12 protein-coding genes are annotated in these 16,944 nt (G+C 69.9%); 4 read left to right on the top strand and 8 right to left on the bottom strand.

Features of this window, described 5'->3' with window-relative positions; all coding sequences use genetic code 11:
- Positions 1-416 precede the first annotated feature (416 nt).
- The gene (locus ACZ4UV_RS26435; protein ID WP_467841114.1) at positions 417-1,448 is read left to right on the top strand and encodes an AI-2E family transporter; all 1,032 of its coding nucleotides are present in this window, start codon (positions 417-419) and stop codon (positions 1,446-1,448) included.
- On the opposite strand, the gene ACZ4UV_RS26440 is transcribed toward ACZ4UV_RS26435, so the two are convergent.
- On the bottom strand, positions 1,445-3,568 hold the full coding sequence (locus ACZ4UV_RS26440) for a SpoIIE family protein phosphatase (RefSeq protein WP_451017763.1): 2,124 nt from the start codon (positions 3,566-3,568) through the stop codon (positions 1,445-1,447). The two genes, ACZ4UV_RS26435 and ACZ4UV_RS26440, sit on opposite strands and share 4 nt — an antisense overlap.
- Before the next feature lie 170 nt (positions 3,569-3,738).
- On the opposite strand from ACZ4UV_RS26440, the gene aspS reads away from it, so the two are divergent.
- Together aspS and ACZ4UV_RS26450 are read left to right on the top strand one after the other, a co-directional pair.
- Entirely contained in the window at positions 3,739-5,502 is a 1,764-nt protein-coding gene (gene aspS / locus ACZ4UV_RS26445; RefSeq protein WP_451017762.1) for an aspartate--tRNA ligase, read from the top strand.
- Positions 5,503-5,643: 141 nt separating this feature from the next.
- Positions 5,644-6,561 carry an intradiol ring-cleavage dioxygenase gene (locus tag ACZ4UV_RS26450; RefSeq protein WP_467841118.1) on the top strand — a complete coding sequence of 306 codons (918 nt, stop codon included), beginning with the start codon at positions 5,644-5,646 and terminating at the stop codon, positions 6,559-6,561.
- Between the two features lie 67 nt (positions 6,562-6,628).
- Here the strand turns inward: ACZ4UV_RS26450 and ACZ4UV_RS26455 are convergent, their stop codons facing one another.
- Complete coding sequence (locus ACZ4UV_RS26455; protein ID WP_451017760.1) at positions 6,629-8,038, bottom strand: VCBS repeat-containing protein; 1,410 nt, start codon at positions 8,036-8,038, stop codon at positions 6,629-6,631.
- A 129-nt stretch (positions 8,039-8,167) separates the two neighbouring features.
- Positions 8,168-8,644 (bottom strand): hypothetical protein, encoded by a 477-nt coding sequence (locus tag ACZ4UV_RS26460; RefSeq protein ID WP_451017759.1) that lies wholly within the window; start codon positions 8,642-8,644, stop codon positions 8,168-8,170.
- Positions 8,645-8,833: 189 nt separating this feature from the next.
- On the opposite strand from ACZ4UV_RS26460, the gene ACZ4UV_RS26465 reads away from it, so the two are divergent.
- Complete coding sequence (locus ACZ4UV_RS26465) at positions 8,834-10,186, top strand: pectate lyase family protein (RefSeq protein ID WP_467841123.1); 1,353 nt, start codon at positions 8,834-8,836, stop codon at positions 10,184-10,186.
- 73 nt (positions 10,187-10,259) lie between these two features.
- Here ACZ4UV_RS26465 and ACZ4UV_RS26470 read toward each other — a convergent pair whose 3' ends face one another.
- The 5 genes from ACZ4UV_RS26470 to ACZ4UV_RS26490 form a co-directional block, all read right to left on the bottom strand.
- Positions 10,260-11,750: a polysaccharide pyruvyl transferase family protein gene (locus ACZ4UV_RS26470; RefSeq protein ID WP_467841126.1), complete on the bottom strand. Its 1,491-nt coding sequence runs from the start codon at positions 11,748-11,750 to the stop codon at positions 10,260-10,262.
- 161 nt (positions 11,751-11,911) lie between these two features.
- Positions 11,912-12,055, bottom strand: a complete 144-nt coding sequence (locus ACZ4UV_RS26475; protein ID WP_451017776.1) for a hypothetical protein — start codon at positions 12,053-12,055, stop codon at positions 11,912-11,914.
- 10 nt (positions 12,056-12,065) lie between these two features.
- Positions 12,066-13,367, bottom strand: coding sequence for an RNA-guided endonuclease InsQ/TnpB family protein (locus tag ACZ4UV_RS26480; RefSeq protein ID WP_467841129.1), 1,302 nt, complete (start codon positions 13,365-13,367; stop codon positions 12,066-12,068).
- Between the two features lie 158 nt (positions 13,368-13,525).
- Complete coding sequence (gene metG / locus ACZ4UV_RS26485; protein ID WP_451017755.1) at positions 13,526-15,142, bottom strand: methionine--tRNA ligase; 1,617 nt, start codon at positions 15,140-15,142, stop codon at positions 13,526-13,528.
- Between the two features lie 106 nt (positions 15,143-15,248).
- Entirely contained in the window at positions 15,249-16,841 is a 1,593-nt protein-coding gene (locus ACZ4UV_RS26490; protein ID WP_451023052.1) for a VWA domain-containing protein, read from the bottom strand.
- Positions 16,842-16,944 lie beyond the last annotated feature (103 nt).

Below are 16,944 nucleotides of genomic sequence, written 5' to 3' on the forward strand. Positions count from 1 at the left end.
GGCGTCCACCACCGACTCGACCTCGCCTCTCCATCGACCGAGTCGCCTTCCCGCCTCCGACCTCGCCTCTCCATCGACCGAGTCGCCTTCCCGCCTCCGACCTCGCCTCTCCATCGGCCGAGTCGCCTTCCCGCCTCCGACCTCGCCTCTCCATCGGCCGAGTCGCCTTCCCGCCTTCGGCCTCGCCTTTTCATCGGCCGAGTCGCCTTCCCGCCTCCGACCTCGCCTTTTCATCGACCGAGTCGCCTTCCCGCCTTCGGCCTCGCCTTTTCGTCGGCCGAGTCGGGTGGTGGGTGGGCGAAGGTTTCGGGGGTCCAGGGGGCGGAGCCCCCTGGTACGGGAAGCGCGGGGCCGGTTCACTCGGCAGGGGGTGTACGGCGGGGCATCCGCCGGCCTCGTATGGTCCGCTAGGACTCGTGCACCTGTTGCCCGAGCCCGTGCGCCGTTTCGCCGCGTGGTGTGCCGTGCTGCTGCTGGCCGCCGGGGTCGGCTACGTCGGCATCCGGCTCTGCGCCGAGTTCCGCACCGCGGTGACCCCGGTCCTGCTCGCCCTGCTCGGCACCGCGCTGCTCGGCCCGCTGCACCGGCGGCTCGTACGGGTCGGCGTACACCGCTCCCTCGCCGCCGGACTCACCTGCGTCGCGGTCGTCGCCGTCGCCGGCGGTGCCGTCTACATCGTCGTCGCGGCCCTCGTCGACACCGGCGACCAGATCGTCGCCTCCCTCAAACAGGCCGCGAAGTCCCTGGCCCAGCACTTCGGAGCCGCCGGGACCTCGATCGGCGACCTGGCCGGCAGCGCCAGGGACCTGCTCGCCAAGTTCGGCGGGACCGCCGCCTCCAACGTCATCAGCGGTGTCAGCGTGGTCGGCGAGGGCATCGCCATGGCCGTCCTCGCGCTGCTGCTCGTCTTCTTCTTCCTGCGCGACTCGGACCGGGTCGTCGCCACCATCCGGGCCGTCGCACCCGGCTCCAGCGCCGACATGGTCGAGGCCATGGCCCGCAGGGCCTTCGAGGGCATCGAGGGGTTCATGCGCGGCACCACCGTCATCGCGTTCATCGACGCCGTCTGCATCACCGTCGGCCTGCTGGTCCTGCGCGTACCGGGGGCCGTCGGGCTCGGCGCGCTCGTCCTCGTCGGCGCCTACATCCCCTACCTCGGCGCCTTCATCTCCGGCGCCGTCGCCGTCCTGGTCGCCCTCGCCGACCGCGGCTTCGTCATCGCGCTGTGGGCGCTGGGCGTCGTACTCGCCGTGCAGGTGCTGGAGGGGCACGTGCTGCAGCCCATGATCCAGAGCCGGACCGTGCAGATGCATCCGGCGGTGGTGATGCTGACCATCACGGCCGGAGCCTCCGTCGCCGGGATCCTGGGCATGCTGCTGGCCGTACCGCTCACGGCGGCCGTCTTCGGGGTCGTACACGAACTGCACGCCCGGTACGCCACCCGCTAGGACCCGCCGGCCTCCTTGCCGGACTCGTACAGCTCGAACCAGATGCTCTTGCCCTGCCCGCGCGGGTCGACGCCCCAGGCGTCCGCCAGGATCTCGATCAGGACCAGGCCGCGGCCGGACGAGGCCAGTTCGCCGGGGCGCCGCTTGTGCGGGAGGTCGTCGCCCACGTCCGTGACCTCGACCCGCAGCCGCCGTTCGGGGGCCCGGCCGGAGACCTCGGCGAGCAGCAGCGCGTCCGCGTCGGTGTGCACGAGGACGTTCGTGAGCATCTCGGAGACCAGCAGCACCGCCGAGTCGACCTGGTCCGGCGAACCCCAGTCGTGCAGCAGCTCGCGCACGTGCTGGCGGGCCTCGGCGACCCGCTCGGGCTCGTCCTGGGCCACCGACAGCAGGGTGCGGCGGATCCGCGGCCGTACCGCCAGGGGCTCCTCGCCGCGGCCGGTGCCAGGCCGGGACAGCAGCAGGACCGCGATGTCGTCCTCGCGGCGGTCGGCCAGCGGCCCGGTGGTGTGGTGCGAGGAGGGCCCGTGCACGGCCTGGACCAGGCCGTCGGCCAGTTTCTCCAGGTCGCCGTCGCCGTGCTCCTCCATGATCGTCCGGATCCGCTGCCAGCCGCTCTCCATGTCGTGGCCGCCGGTCTCGATCAGACCGTCGGTGCAGATCATCATGGTCTCGCCGGGTTCGAGGGCGAACCGCGTCGTCGGGTAGTCGGCGTCCGGGTCGATGCCGAGCGGCAGCCCGCCCGCCGTCGGCCGCCGCAGCACCGTGCCGTCGGCCATCCGGATCGTCGGGTCGAGATGGCCCGCACGGGCGATCTCCAGCACCCCGGTCGCCGGATCCGCCTCGACGTACAGGCAGGTCGCGAAGCGGAGGTCGGCGTCGTCCTCGGCGTAGGTGATCCCGTGCAGGAAACGGGAGGCCCGGGAGAGCACCGCGTCCGGGCGGTGGCCCTCGGAGGCGTAGGCGCGCAGCGCGATCCGCAGCTGGCCCATCAGGCCCGCGGCGCGCACGTCATGGCCCTGGACGTCGCCGATGACCAGGGCGTGCCGGCCGGACGGCAGCGGGATCATGTCGTACCAGTCGCCGCCCACCTGGAGCCCGCCGCCGGTCGGTATGTAGCGGGCGGCGGTGTCCAGGCCGGGTATCTCGGGGCCGAGCGTCGGGAGCATGGAGCGCTGCAGGCCGTCGGTCAGCTCCCGCTCCGAGTCGGCGATCCCGGCCCGGGACAGGGCCTGCGCCAGCATCCGGGCCACCGTGGTGAGCACGGACCGCTCGTCGGGGGTGAACGACACCGGGTGGGTGAAGCCCGCCATCCAGGCGCCCATGGTCCGCCCGGCCACCGTCAGCGGCAGGAAGGCCCAGGACTGCCGCCCGAAGCGCTCGGCCAGCGGCCAGGTCACCGGGTAGCGGGACCTGTACTGCTCGGCGGAGGAGAGGTAGACGGCCCGGCCGGTCCGTACCACCTCGGCGGCCGGGTAGTCCGTGTCCAGCGGCATGTTGCTGAAGGGGCTGTCCTCGTCGATGTCCTGGCCGTGGTGGCCGATCATCATCAGCCGGTCGCCCTTGACCCCGAAGAGGACCAGCCCGTCCGGGGAGAAGCCGGGCATCGACAGGCCCGCGGCGACCCGCAGCACCTCCTCCGTGGACCGCGCCTCGGCCAGCGCCCGGCCCGCGTCCAGCAGGAACGCCTCCCGGGAGCGCCGCCAGTCGCCGGTCACCGGATGCTGCACCGCGGTGCCGGGGGACGGTTCGGAGACCTCCTGGATGGTGCCGGTCACCCGGTACACGCGCTCCTCGGAGTCGTACACCGGTCGAAAACGGCTGCGCACGGTCCGGATCAGCCGGCCCCGCTCGTCCATGACCCGCAGCCGGACCTCCCCGAGGGTGCCCTCGACCGCGGCCAGCCGGGTGATGCTCGTGTTCTCGTTCCAGTCCACGGGGTGGAAACGGGACCGGACCAGGGCCTCCGACAGGACGGACGGTTCGGCCGGCAGCCCGATCAGCCGGGCCGCCTCCGCGTCCGCGGTGACCAGCCCGGTGGCGGTGTCCCAGTGCCACAGCCCGGTCGCGAGGGCGGCGAGGACGTCCTCCACGGCGGGCAGGGGCTCGCCAGTTCGCATTGCCCCACTTTAAGAAGATGAGATCGCAGAGTGCCACTGTTTCTGGACCGCATTAATGGTGGGGAGGCGATCTTGGGGTGCCCGGTACCCTTGATGGGTCCGGGCACCATGGCCCGGTGCCGGTCGAGGAGAGCACCTCGGCAGACCACGAAGAAGAGGAACATCCGACGATGCATCGGTACAGGTCCCACACCTGCGGCCAGCTCCGCGCCTCTGACGTCGGCACCGACGTCCGGCTGAGCGGCTGGCTGCACAATCGGCGCGACCTGGGCGGCATCCTCTTCATCGATCTGCGCGACCACTACGGCATCACGCAGCTCGTCGCCCGTCCTGGCACCGCCGCGTACGAGGCCCTGGACAAGCTCTCCAAGGAGTCCACGGTCCGCGTCGACGGCCGCGTTGTTTCACGTGGAACCGAGAACATCAACGCCGACCTGCCCACCGGCGAGGTCGAGGTCGAGGTCGGCGAGGTCGAGCTGCTCGGCGCGGCCGCCCCGCTGCCGTTCACGATCAACACCGAGGACGGGGTCAACGAGGAGCGGCGCCTGGAGTACCGCTTCCTGGACCTGCGCCGCGAGCGCATGCACCGCAACATCATGCTGCGCACGGCCGTGATCTCCGCCATCCGCCACAAGATGGTCGCCCTCGGCTTCAACGAGATGGCCACCCCGATCCTCACCGCGACCTCCCCCGAGGGCGCGCGTGACTTCGTGGTGCCCTCCCGCCTGAACCCGGGCAAGTTCTACGCCCTGCCGCAGGCCCCGCAGCAGTTCAAGCAGCTGCTGATGATCTCCGGCTTCGACCGCTACTTCCAGATCGCGCCCTGCTTCCGCGACGAGGACGCCCGCGCCGACCGCTCGCCGGGCGAGTTCTACCAGCTCGACGTCGAGATGAGCTTCGTCGAGCAGGAGGACGTCTTCCGCCCGATCGAGCAGCTGATGACGGAGCTCTTCGAGGAGTTCGGCAACGGCCGCCACGTCACCTCGCCGTTCCCGCGGATCCCGTTCCGCGAGGCGATGCTGAAGTACGGCTCCGACAAGCCGGACCTCCGCGCCCAGCTGGAGCTCGTCGACATCACCGACATCTTCGAGGGCTCGGAGTTCAAGGCCTTCGCCGGCAAGCACGTGCGCGCGCTGCCGGTCCCGGCGGTCCAGGACCAGCCCCGCAAGTTCTTCGACCAGCTCGGCGACTACGCCGTCTCGCAGGGCGCCAAGGGCCTGGCCTGGGTGCGCGTCGGCGAGGACGGCTCGCTGACCGGCCCGATCGCCAAGTTCCTCACCGAGGACAACGTCGCCGAGCTCACCAAGCGGCTCCAGCTGGCCGCCGGGCACGCCGTCTTCTTCGGCGCGGGCGAGTTCGACGAGGTCTCCAAGATCATGGGCGCGGTCCGGGTCGAGGCCGCCCGGCGCGCCGGGCACTTCGAGGAGGACGTCTTCCGGTTCTGCTGGATCGTCGACTTCCCGATGTTCGAGAAGGACGAGGAGACCGGGAAGATCGACTTCTCGCACAACCCGTTCTCCATGCCCCAGGGCGGGATGGAGGCCCTGGAGAACCAGGACCCGCTGGACATCCTCGCCTGGCAGTACGACATCGTCTGCAACGGTGTCGAGCTGTCCTCCGGCGCCATCCGGAACCACGAGCCCGACATCATGCTCAAGGCCTTCGGCATCGCGGGCTACGACGAGGAGACCGTCGAGCGCGAGTTCGCCGGCATGCTCCGGGCCTTCCGCTTCGGCGCCCCGCCGCACGGCGGCATCGCCCCGGGCGTGGACCGCATCGTCATGCTCCTCGCCGACGAGCCCAACATCCGCGAGACCATCGCCTTCCCGCTCAACGGCAACGCCCAGGACCTGATGATGGGCGCCCCGACGGAGCTGGAGGAGACCCGCCTGCGCGAGCTGAACATCTCCATCCGGAAGCCGCAGCCGAAGTAAGGCACACAGGCACGCAGAACCAGCACAGCGGAAGGAAAGGCTCGAAGCCGGCGTCGGTTTCGAGCCTTTCGCCTGTGCACCACGCATTCACAGCTCTCTCCGATGTTCGCGCCCGGTCAGCCTTGTCTACGGTCCCTGACCATGACAGACACCCACACCCCCACGGACGATCAATCCCCCGAAGAAAGAAGGAAGTTGGCCCGCCGTACGGTCCTGGCGGCGGGCAGTGCGGCAGTGACCGCGGTGGGCGTCGGCAGTGCCTTCGCGGCGACCGACGGCACCGCCGCGGACACCGGCACCGGAGCCGCGGCCTCCGCCTCTGCCTCGGAGGGCGCCTGCTACACGCTGACCTCGGAACTCGTCGAGGGCCCGTACTACATCGACGCCGACAAGCTCCGCCAGGACGTCACCGAGGACCAGGAGGGCATCCCCCTGCACCTCACCCTCAGGGTGATCGACGCGGAGACCTGCAAACCGCTGCGGAACGCGGCCGTGGACATCTGGCACTGCAACGCGTCGGGCATCTACTCGGGGTACGAGGAGATGGGCAGCGGTGGCGGCGGTGGCGGCACCCCGCCGACCGACGCACCGACCGACGCGCCCACCGGCACCCCCACCGGGCCCCCGCCCGGCGGTGGCGGCGGCCACCAGGAGCCGACCGACGACACCCGCTACCTGCGGGGCACCTGGCACACCGACCGGCACGGGCAGGTCACCTTCAAGACCGTCTTCCCCGGCTGGTACCAGGGCAGGTGCGTCCACATCCACGTCAAGGTGCATGTGGACGGCGAGTGGACGGACGCCGGGTACGAGGGCGGCCACACCTGCCACACGGGCCAGCTGTTCTTCGACGAGAAGTCGGTGCTCCTGTCGGACGCGGTGGAGCCGTACGCGAGCAACACCACCACCCGCACCACCCTCGACGAGGACACCATCTACCCGGACAACGGGCACGAGGGCGGCCTGCTGTACCTCAAGTACGACCGCCACCATATCGCCCGGGGTGTCCGCGGCCATCTGACGCTGGGCGTCGAACCGGACGAGACGAACAACGGCTGACAATCCGTTACGCGGGCGCCCGGGGCTCAGGTGCGAAGCCCCGGGCGCTTCGGTGGGTGCGGTGCGTTCAGATCACCGGGAGCAGTCCGTCGCCGCCCAGCAGGGTGGGGAACGATGTCTGCGTGAGGCCGACCGCGGGTGCGGTGATGACGCGGCTGCCGGAGGCCGTCGGCCGGGTGGAGCCGCCGGGGAAGACCCAGACGGCCCCGGTGGAGTTGTTCTCGCCCGCCGCGCCGACGAACAGCTCCGGCCTGCCGTCCTTGTCGATGTCCCCGACCGAGACCGTCGTACCGAAGAAATCGTCGGTCTCGGAGGCACCGGGGACGCCCGCGGTGTCCTGGGAGAAGGAGTAGGAGCCGGTACCGAGGGCGCCGCTGCGGCGGCCGGGGACCACGGTCACCTGACCCGCCCGGCTCCTGGCCAGGCTCTCGAACGGCGATCCGATCACGATGTCCGCGAGGCCGTCCCGGTTGAGGTCGGCCACCGCCAGCGACGCGCCGAAGGTGTCGTCCTTCTCGCTCGCGCCGGGCACGCCGGCCGTGTTCTGCGTGATCTGCACGGGCGTCGTGGCCGGCGAGACACCCGTGGCGGAGCCGTACCAGACGAGGACGCGGCCGCCCGTCGCCCCGTCCACGCCCGCCCTTTCCGGCTCGTCCGGGTCGCCGGCCACGAGGTCGGCGTATCCGTCGCCGTTGATGTCGCCGGAGGCCGTGATCAGGCCGTTGCCCTTGAGCGCGTCGCCGTAGGCGGCGGTCGTGTAGATCTCGCCGCCGCTCAGGCCGCTGAGCCGGTCGGTGGACGAGGCCGGGTCGGGCACGCCGTCGCCGTTGAAATCGCCGAGCGCGACGGAGAGAGGGGACGCCGTGTCGTCGTTGTGGACGGCGGAGCCGAACGTTCCCGTCCGGCTGAACGGTCCGCCGAAGGTCACGGTCCCGTCCCCTCCGGCAGCCGCCACCCGCGTCTTCGACCCGGCACCGAGGCCGAGCGCGGCGACGTCCTCGCCGTAGTGCGACGGGGAGGAGTACGGCGACGGCAGGTCCGTGCCGCTCGTCAGGCCGCTCCTGCTGCCCCAGAGCACGGTCACCGCGCCGGATTCGGTGCCCTTGGAGGTGTCCTCGTACGGCGTTCCGACCACCAGGTCGGCGTAGCCGTCCCGGTTCAGGTCGGCGGTGGCGGTGGCGGACCCGAAGCCGTCGCCGGCCTCGCTGACGCCCGGCACGCCGGCGGTGTTCTGGGTGATGGTCTTACGGCGGCTCGTCGACAGCCCGGAGGCGGAGCCGTACAGCACGACGACCGCGCCCGCGCCCTCCTTGCCGGACACGTTCGCGCCCGGCGCGGGCAGGACCGCGTCGCGGTAGCCGTCGCCGTTGAAGTCGCCGGGCACGGCGCCGTGTACGGCGGCGGCCGGGACGGCCGGCAGCAGGACGCCGCCGACCAGAGCGGCGGCCACGAACGCGGCCGCACCCCATCTGCGCATGAGTGACCCCCCTGTGGATTCACCGACTGCCCCATCGGCAGGGGGCGCACGCGCATCCCACCCCGCTCGCTCCCCCCGCCCTGGCGCAAGTGCACGGACTTTACCAGCAGTTGGGCGTGGCCATACCGGTCAGGTGTCGTACCGGCCGTCCCAGGGGTCGCCGAAGCCCAGGTGGTCCGGGTAGAGCTCGGCCCACCCGCCGTCCTCGTCGTCCTTCGCCACCAGCCCGAAGAACACGCCGTCCACCCTGAGTTGGAACGGGCGTATCGCGATGTCCTTGTAGGTCCGCCGCGGGAGGCTGCGCAGCATGCCGGCCAGGTGTGCGCGGGCCCGCGCCAGCACCGAACCGGTGCCGTCCGGATCGAGTTGCTGCTCGGCCCAGCTGCCCGCGCACCAGATCTGCGAGTCGCGGTAGTTGCCCTCGGCGTCGAAGAGATGCAGCACCGCGTAGAGCCGTTTCTGCTCCTCCCAGCCCTCGTCGAGCCGGAAGCCCTCGGGGAACGCGTAGGTGACCGACGCCAGGAACTGGCCGCCGGTGTAGTGACCGATGGCCTCGGTACGGCCGTGGGGCTCGTAGGCGATCGGGATGAGCTCGGGGATTGCCATGGCGAAACCATACGGATGTGTTGTGAGCATGCAGGTACGGGGCCGCCGCTCCTCCAAAAAATTCACGTCTTTCCGCCCGGTCCGGCAGAAGGTGACGGCAACTTTTTCGATCTCCGTGACCACAGAGGAGTGAAGCCCGCCCCCCGGCGGGCCCTCCCCAGCACTTCGGACGTACGTAAGGACTCCCCCGTGGCCTCTGCCTCTCACCGTCGGTCTCTCCGTAAGCGCCGTGCCCTGGTCGTCTCCGCAGCCGTCGTGGCCGCCGGGGTCGGTGCCGGTGCGCTCGTGCTGAGCGCGAACGCCACGTCGGCCGTGGACCTGTACCACCAGACGCTCGCCGCCAAGGACGGCTGGGCGTCGTCCGGTTCCGGTACGACCGGTGGGGCGAAGGCCGACTCCGCGCACACCTTCACCGTCTCCACCCGCGCCCAGCTGGTGAAGGCGCTCGGTTCGGCGAGCGACACCACGCCCCGCATCGTCAAGATCAAGGGCACCATCGACGCCAACACCGACGACTCCGGCAAGAAGCTGACCTGCGCCGGCTACGCGGCGGGCACAGGGTACTCGCTGAGCGCCTATCTGAAGGCGTTCGACCCGTCGACCTACGGCCGCTCCAAGCTGCCCTCCGGCGCCCAGGAGTCGGCCCGCGCCGCCGCACAGAAGAAGCAGGCAGCGAACATCGTCTTCAAGGTGCCCGCCAACACCACGATCGTCGGCGTCCCCGGCACCAAGGCCGGCATCACCGGCGGCATGCTCCAGATCCAGAAGGTCGACAACGTCATCGTCCGCAACCTGACGTTCTCCGACACCGAGGACTGCTTCCCGCAGTGGGACCCGACCGACGGCGACAGCGGCAACTGGAACTCCGAGTACGACGCGGTGACGCTGCGCGGGGCCACGCACGTGTGGGCGGACCACAACACGTTCACCGACGCGGGCCACTTCGACAGCCTCAACCCGAAGTACTACGGCCGTGAGTACCAGGTCCACGACGGCGAACTCGACATCACCAAGAGCTCGGACCTGGTGACCGTCGAGCACAACCAGTTCACCAGCCACGACAAGACGATGCTGATCGGCAGCAGCGACAGCGAGCCGAGCGGCAAGCTGCGCGTCACCCTCCACCACAACGTCTGGAAGGGCGTCGTCCAGCGCGCCCCGCTGACCCGCGTCGGCCAGGTGCACCTCTACAACAACGTCTACGCCGTCACGCCGCTCAACGGCTACACCCTGCAGTACAGCATCAACTCGCGCGCCAGGGCCCAGGTCGTGGCCCAGAACAACTTCTGGACCGTGCCCGGCTCCGTCAAGGTCTCCAAGCTGCTCAGCGGCGACGGCACCGGCTCGGTCGCCGGCAGCGGCAACCTCGTCAACGGCACGACGACCGACCTCGTCGCCGCCTACAACGCCGCGAACTCCAAGAAGATCAAGACGACGGTGAACTGGACGCCGACCCTGACGGCGGGCCTGGAGAGCAGCGCGAAGAACCTGCCGGCCGAGCTGGCGAAGACGGCGGGGGCGGGGGTGCTGACCGCGAGCTGACCCCCGCACCGGCCGCCGTCTGCTGCACCGGGGCCACGATCACCGTGGCCCCGGTGGGAGCTGGTGCCGGGGCTCAGCTCTGCGGGGTCGCGGGCTTCGAGCGGCGGACGCGGCGGCGCAGGGCCGGGCCCAGGCGGACCAGGAGGCGTTTGTCGATGCCGGTGACGCGGCGCTCCACCACGGACAGCTGTTTGGTGGCGGCCTTGAGTTCCTTGCGGAGGGCGTCGAGCTGGCGGGTCGTCTCGGTGGCGCGCTTCTCGGCGGTGGTCAGCCGGGTGCGCAGCTCCTTGTTCTCCTTGGCGTGCCGGGCGGCCTTGGCGTCCGCCGCGGTGATCCGCTCGCGGAGCCGGCTGAACCGGTAGCGCATCTGGCCGTCGTCGCCGCCGTCCCAGACCGGCATCGACGCGGGCAGGTCGAGGGCGGCCAGCCGGGCGTCGAAGGCGGCGCCGCCGTCGCCGTGGGTGTAGGTGTTCTGCAGGTCGTTGCGGTCGAGGAAGGCGATGATGCGCTCGAAGCGCTCACCGTGTCCCTTGATCATGGCGGAGAAGTCGGCGTCCTCGTACAGGTCACGAGGGTCGGTGCCGGCGTCCAGTTCGGTGAGCGAACGGTGCGGGATGTCGAAGTAGCGGCACAGTTCGAGGGTGCGCGAGTCGTGGGTGAGGACGACGCTCGGGGTTCCGGCCAGCAGGGCGGCGACGTTGCCGTGGATCCGGGTGCCGTACGCGAAGTCGTAGCCGCGCAGTTCGTCGATCCAGGTGGCCGGGTCCAGCGGCATGCGGACCTTGTTCTCCTGGAGCAGGGCGTGGCTGAGCTGGAGCGGGAAGGGGTCGGTGTGCCCGGACTCCGGGGAGGTGTCGCCCCACAGCAGCAGTTCCGCGTCGACGGTGTTCTGCGCGTAGTAGGTGAGGTGGGGGTAGCGCTCCCAGGCGTGCCGGGCGATGCCCGATATGTCGCCGACGGGTATCGCGTCCGGGGAGAGGTTCAGGGCGATGCGTGAGCCGGCGGTCAGCTCCGTGGCCCGGATCTCCGGGAAGGTGTCGCCGTACAGGAACATCGACGGGCAGCCGATGATGTCGACGTCGTGGAAGCCGAGGCCCTTGAGGTAGTCCGAGGTCAGCTCGCCGCGTACGCCGATGGAGGCGGAGCGGTCCAGGACCGCGCGGGCGAAGCGGCGGACCGAGTCCGCCATCGGGTTCAGCCACGCGGTGTCGTAGTCCGCGGGGGCCTGGGCGCCGACACCGAACACCACGACCGGGATGGTGAGCTGCTCGATCAGCGTGGTCAGCCGGTCCAGGGAGGCCTGGAAGGTGGGGCGGAAGGCGTTGGCGAGCGGGACGACGAACACGTCGTACTGCTCGTTGATCTCCGCGGCGCGGCGGGCGGAGGGGTCGGTGCGGATGCCGTTGGACGTCACCTCGGTGTCCGGGGTGGTCAGCATCTTGTGCGCCGAGTCGCTGAAGATCAGGTTCCCGGTGTTGGTCCCGATCAGGTCCTGGTGGATGAACTCCGCCGGAGTGGCGACACGGAACGGGCTCTTCCCGGAGCGGATCAGGATTCGTTTCACGAACGGCACACTATCCCGGAGGTAAATGCATAGTGAAGGAGAAGTAAGAGACTGATCGGTCTCTTGTCTGGGATTTACCTCACGTATACCGAAGGGCCGGCGGGAGGGGGTCCTCCTGCCGGCCCTTCGGTGGTGGGTCGCGGGTGGTGCGTGCGGCGTGCCTACGCGGCGGTCTCGCCGCCGAAGCGGGTCTTGTACGTCTCCAGGTCCTCGTCCGTGAGCTTCGCGAACAGGACCGGGGCACGGTGAAGGGGGTGCCGGTCGGCACGGCGGTCAGTTCCGAGACCACCGCGTAGAGTTGACATCCTCTCCCTCTCAAAAGAGGGAGATTCCAACCCGTGCGGGTTGAGGTTCACGGGTGTTCGAACGGCTGGTGGCCGCTGTCACCCCTCCGGCACCGGCTGATCGCCGGGGGCGGGGGATCCCGCCCTGTCCTGCCGCGACGTTGTTCGCTGCGTTCTCGTCGGCGTTGCAGGTGAAGCCGCAGAAGGAGCAGACGAACTCGGCTTGGCTCTTGCGCGAGTTCTTGTCGATCCATCCGCAGGCGCTGCACCGCAGAGACGTAAAAGGAGCCGGGACGTCCTCGACCCGGCCGGGCGCCTTGTCCTCGGTCCGTCGGCGCAGCAGGCCCCAGCCCTGGGCGAGGATCGACCGGTTCAGCCCGGCCTTCTGCCGGACCCTCGTGCCGGGCCGCTCGGCCGTCCCCTTGGCCGAACGGGTCATGTTCTTGATGTTCAGCTTCTCGAACCGCACTAGGTCGTAGGTGCGGGCGAGCATCGTAGAGGTTTTCTCACACCAGTCCTTGCGCCGGTTCGCCTCGCGAGCTTTGAGCCGGGCGGCCTTGGCGTACTCGGTCGCTTTGCGCTCGCTGTCCCTGGGGGCCCGGGCTGCTCGCCGCTGGTGTCTGCGGATCTGGGCGCGTTCCCTGGTGGTGAGCTGGGGGCAGTTCAGTTTCCGGCCGTCGGAGAGGGCGGCAGTGATGATCACACCCCGGTCGATGCCGATGATCTCCGCTGTGCCTGGCGCGGAGATCGGCTCGGGAACAACGGCGAACGCGATGTGCCACTGGTTGTTGCGGTAGGTGACCCGGAACGTCTTCGCCGTGGGGAGCCGGGCGCCCTTGCCGCTGGCGCTGAGCCGGAAACGAACCCAGCCGCAACCGGGCACCTTCACCTGCGCCCACCGCCGGTTCAGCCGTTGCAGCACCACCGACCGGCCCAAGACCTGCCTGCCGGTCTTCGCATTCAGCTTCGCCGAGCCGTTCTCGTGGTATTCGGGCACTCGTTCGGTGCCGATGACGCGGAAGCCCTCGTGCCGATATTTCTTGCGCCAGTTCGGCTCGCCGAACCCCGAGGTGAACCGTGCGACCCTGGCCGTGGCGAAGTCCTTGAGCGCCTGCTGCTGCACATCAGCGTTCCCGGCGGCCAGCCACTCGTTCTCCCGTCGAGCCTCGGTGAGCTGGCGGCACTGCTCGGCGAACCCGGGCGCGGGCTTGCGGCCGGGCTTCCAATGCGCTTGCTGCTCGACCGCGAGGTTCCAGACATATCTCGCGTGCGCGCAGTGCAGCAGCATCTGCCGCTTCTGCTCGCCCGTCGGATACATCCGAAAACGCGCCATGCCTGTGAACCTAGACGACACGTTCCCCGACCGCGCGCACCATCGATCACCATCACCTGTACGAGTGGCCGCACCTCACCAGGACGACAATGCCGGATCGCCCTGATGGCGATCCGGCATTCCCTGCCCTACTCAACGGTTCACCCGGGCCCTGAAAACTAGGCGGTCGGCTTCTCTTCCAGGCGCGGGAAGAGAACTGCTCCCTTGGTGACGAACGAACCGGACGGCAGCTTGCCCCAGGTACCGGCCTCCTGGACCCGCTGGTCCGCAAGAGCGCCGAGGGCCGACTCCGCGCCGAGGGAGTCCCAGAGCTTCTGCGAGGTGTCCGGCATGATCGGGTTCAGAAGCACCGCGACCGAGCGCAGGGATTCCGCGGCGGTGTAGAGGATCGTCGCGAGACGGGCCCGGCCCTCGGCGGAGTCGTCCTTGGCCACCTTCCACGGCTCCTGCTCCGTGAGGTAGCCGTTGACCTGCTTGACGAAGTCGAAGATGGCCAGGATGCCGCCCTGGAAGTTCAGCTCGTCTCCGATACGGCGATCCGCTTCGGTGACGGCCTTTGCCAGACCGTCGTGGACGGCCTTCTCTGCCTCGCCGTCGGCCGTGGCTGCCGGAAGTTCGCCGCCGAAGTACTTGCCGACCATGGCCGCCACCCGGGAGGCGAGGTTGCCGTAGTCGTTCGCCAGCTCGCTGGTGTAGCGGGCGGAGAAATCCTCCCAGGAGAACGAGCCGTCCTGGCCGAATGCGATCGCGCGCAGGAAGTACCAGCGGTATGCGTCCACGCCGAAGTGCGAGGTCAGGTCCTGCGGCTTGATGCCGGTCAGGTTCGACTTCGACATCTTCTCGCCGCCCACCATCAGCCAGCCGTTCGCGGCGATCCTGCCGGGCAGCGGGAGGCCCTGGGCCATCAGCATGGCGGGCCAGATCACCGCGTGGAAGCGGAGGATGTCCTTGCCGACGAGGTGCACATCGGCTGGGAAGGTGTCCTCGAACTTCGTCTGGTTCTCGTTGTAACCGACCGCCGTGGCGTAGTTCAGCAGCGCGTCGACCCACACGTAGATCACGTGCTTGTCGTCCCAGGGGATCGGGATGCCCCAGTCGAACGTTGAGCGGGAGATGGAGAGGTCCTGCAGGCCCTGGCGGACGAAGTTGACGACCTCGTTGCGCGCGGACTCGGGCTGGATGAAGTCCGGGTTCGCCTCGTAGTGGGCAAGGAGCTTCTCGCCGTACTCGCTCAGCTTAAAGAAGTAGTTCTCCTCGCTGAGGATCTCTACAGGCGTCTTGTGGATCGGACACAGCTTCTGACCTGCGAAGTCACCTTCGCCGTCGAGAAGCTCGCCGGGGAGCTTGTACTCCTCGCAGCCGACGCAGTACGGCCCTTCGTAGCCGCCCTTGTAGATCTCGTCCTTGTCGTACAGGTCCTGCACGAATTCCTGGACACGGTCGGTGTGCCGCTTCTGCGTGGTGCGGATGAAATCGTCGTTCGCGATCTCCAGGTGCTCCCACAGGGGCTTCCAGGCCTCCGTGACGAGCTTGTCGGCCCAGGCCTGCGGGGTGACCCCGTTGGTCTCGGCCGTGCGCATGATCTTCTGACCGTGCTCGTCCGTGCCGGTGAGGAACCACACCTTCTCGCCGCGCTGACGGTGCCAGCGGGAGAGCACGTCGCCTGCGACGGTCGTGTAGGCGTGGCCCAGGTGAGGAGCGTCGTTGACGTAATAAATGGGGGTGGTGACGTAGTACGCCTTTCCACCCTGCTTCTCGGATCCAGTGGCCGCCATAAGTCGAAATCCTACTTGGCCCGAGAAGATCGACTCACACGCGTTTCGGGGGGTGGGCCGGCAGCTTCCGGTCCACCCCCCGGGGCATTGCGTGCCGCTGCGGCCCTTACGGGCGCCAGTCGATCAGGAGGCCGTCGTAGAGCTCCGCGTCCGTGAGCTCCAGGGGGGTCGGGCCCGCGTGGAAGAAGGCCGTGTTGTCGGTCTTCAGCTTGCGGAGGTAGTCGAAGGCCTTGTTCTCGTGCTCGCCGAACGCGACGAAGGAGAAGAAGACGGAGGGGTGGGACTTTGCGGCGTCCGTGAGGGACTGGGTGGCCGGGGTCTTCGCGTCCGGGGCGCCGTCGGTCTGGAAGACGACGAGGGCGGGGGAGCCGGGGGTGGCGTTCGCGTCGTAGTGCGCGAGGACGGCTTCCACGGCCGCGTGGTAGCTGGTACGGCCCATGCGGCCGAGGCCGGCGTGCGCGTCGTCGATCGCGTTCTCGGGGGAGGCGGGGGTGAGGTCGGTGGTGCCGTCGACCTCGGTGGAGAAGAAGACGACGTGGACGGAGGGGGTCTCGCCGTCCGGGGTGAGGCGGGTGGCGAGGGCGAGGGTCTGGTCGGCGAGGGCCGCGGCGGAGCCGTCCTTGTAGTACGCGCGCATGCTCGCGGAGCGGTCGAGAACGAGGTAGGTGGCGGCGCGGGTGCCGGTGAGGTTGGCCTTGGCGAGGGCGGTGGTTGCGGCGTCGCCGGGGGCCGTGGCCTCGGCTTCGCCTTCGGCCTTCGTGTTCCCGCCCGCACCACCCGTGACGGTTTCGTCGTCGGGTGCGGGTGGCCCCTGGGGGGCGGGTTCGCCGTCGGCGGCCGCGGCGGGTTCCGGGGCGGCGGTCTCGGCTGGCGCCTCGACTGCTTCGGGGGCCGGTTCGGGGGTGGGTTCCGGGGCGGTCTCGGCTACCGGCTCGGGCTCGGGCGTCGCGGCCGCTTGGGCCTCCGGCTCGGCAGTCGCTTCGGCCACCGGCTCCGACGTCAGCTCGGCCTCGGCCACCGGCTCCGACGTCAGCTCGGGCTCGGGCTCGGTCTCGGCCGCAGGTTCGGGCGTGGGCTCGGCTGCCGCTTCGGCGACCGGCTCCGGCTCCGGCTCGGTGACGGACTTCGCGACCGGGGCGGACTCGGTCACCGGCCCCGGGGCCGCTTCAGCCACAGGCTCGGGCTCTGCGGCCGACTCCGGCGCCGTCTCCTCGGTCACCTCCGCTGTCGGCTCCGGCTCGACAGCCGCCTCAGCCTCAGCCTTGGCTTCCGCCACCGGCTCCGCCGGGGCCTCGGCCTCGATCTTGATCGCCGACTCCCCTGTCGGTGCCACCTCGGCAACCGGCTCCGGCGTCTCGACCTCAGCCGGCTCAGCCTCGGTCTCGGCTGCCGCCGGCTCGGCCGTGGCCTCCGTCGACGGGCCGGGCTCCGGCTGCACTTCCACCTCTGGCTCGATCAGGCGGGTTGCCTGCTTCGGGACCGTTACGTTGTCGAACGCCGCTGAGACCAGATCGTGTTCGTCGGTCGTTGCCGGACGGGGCTCCGGGACCGCGGCCGGGGTTTCCGGTTCCGGGGTCCTCTGCGGGGCCGCCGGAGTCGGCGCGGACTGCGAAGGGAGCTGGTCCGCACCCTCTGCCTCGGCAGGGCGCGGCTTTCGCGACCTGCCGAATGCGTTCCGCAGGAGAGTGAGAATGCCCATGTGCGCAACCCTTCGCGTGAGTTGATACCCGTCAACCGCTGGCCAGGACGGACACGTAAGGTTAGCGGCCCCAGGTTGCGATCTTGGGGAGGGTCGGTGACTC

Source organism: Streptomyces sp. NPDC028289, from assembly GCF_055565975.1.